Raw genomic sequence first — 6000 nt, 5'->3', positions numbered from 1 at the left:
CGTCTCAACCGAGGCGCGCATTCTACAGCAGCCTCATTTGCTGTCAAGTGATTATTTTCAGAAGTTTTCGAAGATTTCTTCAACAACTTCAACCACTTGCGCTTCCGATCTCTCGTTAGCGGGAGGCGAATTCTACAGCGTTACACGCTGCTGTCAACACCTCTTTTTCTCCGCTTTCGACCGAGAAGATCGAAACGTTAATAGAGCCAGACAACACTGCCCTATCAACTCCTTCTGGGCTCCAATGAACTGAAGCAAGTCGCTGTCGAATTCTGCGTAACTCTTTGTTTACCAAGGAGTTTTCCGTTTCGACTGCGCCGGAAGTGGGGCGAATTATAGACAGATAAAATTCGCCGTCAACACTTAATTTCAGGTTTATTCGGATTTTAGCGTAATGCGCGCAAATGCCTTCTTCCCCGCCTGGCAAACGTGGGTAGCGCCCAGCTCGTATATAAAGGTGCGATCCACAACCTCACCATCTATACGCACCCCACCCGAACCCAGAAGGTCGCGCGCAACCGCCGAGTTCTTAACCAGGCCAGCCTTATTAAGCACGGCAGCAATCGGCATCGCCTCGGCAGCAGACAGCTCGATCTCCGGCAAATCATCAGGCAACTCGCCATCCTTCATGCGATTACCCGCAGCACGGTGAGCACTGGCCGCAGCCTCCTCACCATGGAAACGCGCAACAATCTCTTCCGCCAGCTTAATCTTCACGTCACGTGGATTAGCGCCTGCCTCTACATCAGCACGCAGCGCATTGATTTCGTCCATCGACCGGAAGCTCAGCAACTCGAAGTAACGCCACATCAAAGCATCAGGAATCGAAACCAGCTTGCCGTACATAACGCCCGGCGCCTCCTGGATACCGACATAGTTCCCCAGGGACTTGGACATCTTCTTGACGCCATCCAACCCTTCCAACAACGGCATGGTCAGGATGCACTGGGCTTCCTGCCCATACGCACGCTGGAGCTCACGCCCCATCAACAGGTTGAACTTCTGATCAGTGCCGCCCAGCTCAACGTCCGCACGCAACGCTACCGAGTCATAGCCCTGAACCAACGGGTAGAGGAACTCGTGAATGGCGATCGGCTGATTGGTGGAGTAGCGCTTGTCGAAATCATCACGCTCAAGCATGCGCGCGACAGTGTACTGAGAGGTCAAGCGAATGAAGTCCGCCGGCCCCATCTGATCCATCCAAGTAGAGTTGAACGCCACTTCGGTCTTGGCTGGATCGAGTATCTTGAATACCTGAGTCTTGTAGGTCTCGGCATTATCGAGCACCTGCTCACGGGTCAGCGGCGGACGTGTGGCGCTCTTGCCGCTCGGATCACCGATCATTCCGGTGAAGTCACCTATAAGGAAGATGACCTGGTGCCCCAACTCCTGGAACTGGCGCAGCTTATTAATAAGCACCGTATGCCCCAGGTGCAGATCCGGCGCAGTCGGATCAAAGCCAGCCTTAATACGCAGGGGCTGACCACGCTTGAGCTTTTCGATCAGCTCAGCTTCGACCAACAGTTCTTCCGCACCACGTTTTATCAGCGCTAGCTGCTCTTCAACCGACTTCATAACAGACCCGCAAGGCTCAGATTCAAAAGGGAACCAACCATACAAGATCAGGGACTAATTACAAGTTTTGCCCTGCGAACGGACACCGTTCAGCAAGCCCAGCGTTCGCGAGCTTGCGCCACAGATGATTTGGTTATATTTTATACAGTTATTTCATCTTCATCATGTCATTCATCTTTTCCATTTCATCTTCAAAGTCAAAATTACCTATGACCACTGAACCGTCTAAAGCGCCGCCGCTTTACCCGAAGACCCACCTGCTCGCCGCAAGTGGTATCGCCGCCCTTCTCAGCCTGGCACTCCTGGTATTCCCTTCCAGTGACGTAGAAGCCAAACGAACATCCCTGAGCCTTGACCTGGAAAGTCCAGTTGAACAACTGACACAAGATCAAGACGCTTCCGACGCGCAACAAGCCACAAATACGACCACCGAATCACCGTTCGCCCAGATAGAAAACAACCCCGAAGACACCCAACAAGCAGCCCAGAGTACAGCTGCGCCTGCTGCCGACACGGCCAAAAACCCTCATCACCGCGAAGTGATCGTGGCCAAGGGCGACACCCTGTCGACTCTATTCGAGAAGGTCGGCCTCCCCGCCGCTACCGTTAATGAAGTGCTGGCGAGCGACAAACAAGCCAAGCAGTTCACCCAGCTCAAGCACGGCCAGAAGCTCGAATTCGAGTTCGCCCCCGATGGCCAACTGAACAACCTGCACAGCAATGTCAGCGACCTCGAAAGCATTACCCTGACAAAGGGCGCCAAAGGCTTTGCCTTCAATCGGATCACTACCAAGCCGGTCATGCGCTCTGCCTATGTACACGGGGTGATCAACAGCTCCCTGTCACAGTCGGCGGCCCGGGCAGGCCTGTCCCACAGCATGACCATGGACATGGCCAGCGTGTTCGGCTACGACATCGACTTCGCCCAGGACATTCGCCAGGGCGACGAATTCGACGTGATCTACGAGCAGAAAGTCGCCAACGGCAAAGTCGTGGGCACCGGCAACATTCTCTCCGCACGCTTCACCAACCGCGGCAAGACCTACACCGCCGTGCGCTACACCAACAAACAAGGTAACAGCAGCTACTACACTGCCGATGGCAATAGCATGCGCAAGGCCTTCATCCGCACCCCAGTGGACTTCGCTCGTATTAGCTCGCGTTTCTCCATGGGTCGCAAGCATCCAATTCTGAACAAAATCCGCGCCCATAAAGGCGTCGACTACGCCGCCCCGCGTGGCACGCCGATCAAGGCAGCCGGCGACGGTAAAGTCCTGCTGGCAGGACGTCGTGGCGGCTATGGCAATACCGTGATCATCCAGCACGGCAATACCTACCGCACCCTGTATGGCCACATGCAAGGCTTTGCCAAGGGCGTGCAAACCGGCGGCACAGTGAAACAAGGCCAGGTGATCGGCTATATCGGTACTACCGGCCTGTCCACCGGCCCACACTTGCATTATGAGTTCCAGGTCAATGGCGTTCACGTCGACCCACTGGGCCAGAAGCTGCCCATGGCCGACCCGATCGCCAAGGCCGAGCGTGCCCGTTTCATGCAACAGAGCCAGCCGTTGATGGCGCGCATGGACCAAGAACGCTCCACCCTGCTGGCTTCGGCGAAGCGTTAAGTATGGCGCTCTATATTGGCGTGATGTCCGGGACCAGCCTTGATGGCCTGGACATCGCCTTGATCGAGCAGTCCCCGGCGATCAAGCTGATCGCTACACACTACATTCCCATGCCCGATACCCTGCGCACTGAGCTGCTTGCTCTTTGCGCCAGCGGGGCAGATGAGATCGCTCGCTCAGCCATCGCCCAGCAGAACTGGGTGAAGCTTGCCGCTCAAGGTATTCACGCTTTACTCGACCAACAAAACCTCAAGCCTCAGGACATTCGCGCAATTGGCAGCCATGGCCAGACCATCCGCCATGAACCCGCACGGGGCTTTACCGTACAGATCGGCAACCCGGCCTTGCTCACCGAGCTTACCGGCATCACCGTGGTCAGCGATTTCCGTAGCCGCGACGTCGCCGCCGGCGGTCAGGGCGCTCCGCTGGTCCCTGCGTTCCATGAAGCGCTATTTGGCGAGCACAGCGGTAACCGTGCCGTATTGAATGTGGGAGGTTTCAGCAACCTCAGCCTGATTGAGACCGGCAAACCTGTAGCCGGCTTCGACTGCGGCCCAGGTAATGTCCTGCTGGATGCGTGGATTCACCAGCAACGCGGTGAACACTTTGATCGTGATGGCCAGTGGGCCGCCAGCGGCAAGGTCGAGCCAGCTCTACTCAACGCCCTGCTCAGCGACCCTTTCTTCGTGACCACGGGCCCCAAGAGCACCGGCCGCGAAGTGTTCAATCTGGAATGGCTGCACCAACACCTGGGTCGCTTACCAACATTCGAGCCTCAGGATGTTCAGGCCACGCTACTTGAGCTGACCGCCCTGACCATCATCGAATCCCTGCAGGCCGCCCAGCCCCAGACCGAAACACTGCTGGTGTGTGGCGGAGGGGCCCGCAATACCGCGCTGATGAACCGCCTGGCCGCTCTGCTACCATCGACTCAAGTCAGCAGCACCGCCATCTACGGAGTAGACCCCGACTGGGTCGAGGCCATGGCCTTCGCATGGCTGGCCCATTGCTGTCTCGAAGGTATCGCCGCCAACCGCCCAAGCGTCACCGGGGCACGAGGACTTCGGGTACTGGGCGCCATCTACCCGACCTAAAATCTGCGCACAGCAAAACGCCGCTTGGTCTATCACAGCCAAGCGGCGTTTTTGCATCCGTTGCCGATCAGATCGAGAACGAAGACCCGCAACCACAGGTGGTGGTAGCGTTAGGGTTCTTGATCACAAAGCGTGAACCCTCCAGACCTTCCTGGTAATCCACCTCGGCACCGGCCAGGTATTGGAAGCTCATCGGGTCCACAACCAGGCTTACGCCTTCGCGCTCAACGATGGTGTCATCATCGGCTACATCTTCATCGAAGGTAAAACCGTACTGAAATCCTGAACAACCGCCGCCCGTAACGAATACGCGCAGCTTCAAGCGATCATTACCCTCTTCATCGACCAGGCTCTTCACCTTGTGCGCAGCACCGTGGGTGAATTGCAAAGCCGTGGGGGTGAAGGATTCAACGCTCATGCTGATAATCTCCCGGCGTAGCGCCGCCATATGCGTAATGGTCGGCATTATCCGCTTCTCCTAGAAAAGCGGTCAACTATTGTTACGGTATATCAATCTGCGCTGTCGCCATTAAAAACACAAAAGGCCCGATCAACGGGCCTTTTGCTTAGCGACTCAACCGCCTCAAGGCAGCATGCCCGCGTGGGACAGCCCCAACTTCTCATCCAGGCCAAACAGGATGTTCATGTTCTGCACCGCCTGGCCGGACGCGCCCTTGACCAGGTTATCGATCACCGACAACACCACGACCAGGTCACCGTCCTGCGGGCGATGCACAGCAATCCGGCACACATTGGCACCGCGCACGCTGCGGGTTTCCGGGTGGCTGCCGGCCGGCATCACATCGACGAACGGTTCGTTGGCATAACGCTTTTCAAACAGCGCCTGCAGGTCGACCGAGCGATCGACCACGGTGGCGTACAACGTGGAGTGAATACCGCGGATCATTGGGGTCAAGTGCGGGACGAAGGTCAGGCCCACGTCCTTCCCAGCCGCGCGGCGCAGCCCCTGACGAATTTCTGGCAAGTGACGGTGACCTTTCACCGCATAGGCCTTCATGCTTTCCGACGTCTCGGAGTACAGCGAACCAACCGCCGCACCACGACCGGCACCGCTGACGCCTGACTTGCAGTCCGCGATCAAGCGCGAAGCGTCTGCCAGCCCCGCTTCCAGCAAAGGCAGGAAGCCCAACTGTGTAGCCGTCGGATAGCAGCCCGGTACAGCAATCAGGCGCGCTTGCTTGATCTGTTCACGATTCACTTCCGGCAGGCCGTACACCGCCTCTTCCAACAACTGCGGCGCGCCGTGCGGCTGGCCATACCACTTGGCCCACTCATCAGCGTCCTGCAGACGGAAGTCCGCCGACAAGTCGATCACTTTGGTGCCGGCGGCCAACAACTCGCCTGCCAGGGCGTGGGCAACACCGTGCGGGGTGGCGAAGAACACCACGTCGCAGGCGCCCAGGGTCTTGATGTCCGGAACACTGAACGCCAGGCCGTCGTAATGACCGCGCAGGTTCGGGTACATATCGGCCACGGCCAGCCCGGCCTCGGATCGGGAAGTGATGACCACCACCTCAGCTTGCGGATGCTGAGCCAACAGACGCAGCAATTCGACACCGGTGTAACCCGTGCCGCCGACGATACCGACCTTGACCATAAACCTGCCCTCAACGAACCCACTGGAAAGCCGTCGATAATAGGGGTCGTATCGTCCTGCGACAACCGCCAACGTGACGTATGGG

The 6000-nt window shown here is 57.5% G+C and carries 5 protein-coding genes; 2 read left to right on the top strand and 3 right to left on the bottom strand.

What is annotated here, in order from left to right:
- Positions 1–375: 375 nt before the first annotated feature.
- Positions 376–1575: a tyrosine--tRNA ligase gene (gene tyrS, locus BMX59_RS07495; protein WP_010206932.1), complete on the bottom strand. Its 1200-nt coding sequence runs from the start codon at positions 1573–1575 to the stop codon at positions 376–378.
- 209 nt (positions 1576–1784) lie between these two features.
- Between tyrS and BMX59_RS07490 the strand changes: the two genes are divergently transcribed.
- Together BMX59_RS07490 and BMX59_RS07485 are read left to right on the top strand one after the other, a co-directional pair.
- Complete coding sequence (locus BMX59_RS07490) at positions 1785–3203, top strand: peptidoglycan DD-metalloendopeptidase family protein (protein WP_093120889.1); 1419 nt, start codon at positions 1785–1787, stop codon at positions 3201–3203.
- 2 nt (positions 3204–3205) lie between these two features.
- Positions 3206–4297: an anhydro-N-acetylmuramic acid kinase gene (locus BMX59_RS07485; RefSeq protein ID WP_093120886.1), complete on the top strand. Its 1092-nt coding sequence runs from the start codon at positions 3206–3208 to the stop codon at positions 4295–4297.
- Positions 4298–4364: 67 nt separating this feature from the next.
- On the opposite strand, the gene erpA is transcribed toward BMX59_RS07485, so the two are convergent.
- Positions 4365–4715: an iron-sulfur cluster insertion protein ErpA gene (gene erpA, locus BMX59_RS07480; protein WP_003176443.1), complete on the bottom strand. Its 351-nt coding sequence runs from the start codon at positions 4713–4715 to the stop codon at positions 4365–4367.
- A 165-nt stretch (positions 4716–4880) separates the two neighbouring features.
- Positions 4881–5915 carry an N-acetyl-gamma-glutamyl-phosphate reductase gene (gene argC, locus BMX59_RS07475; RefSeq protein ID WP_003210935.1) on the bottom strand — a complete coding sequence of 345 codons (1035 nt, stop codon included), beginning with the start codon at positions 5913–5915 and terminating at the stop codon, positions 4881–4883.
- Positions 5916–6000 lie beyond the last annotated feature (85 nt).

The sequence above is a fragment of the Pseudomonas sp. NFR09 genome (genome assembly GCF_900111535.1).
In the GTDB taxonomy this organism is placed as follows: domain Bacteria; phylum Pseudomonadota; class Gammaproteobacteria; order Pseudomonadales; family Pseudomonadaceae; genus Aquipseudomonas; species Aquipseudomonas extremorientalis.
This window is presented reverse-complemented; position numbering and strand designations above follow the sequence as displayed.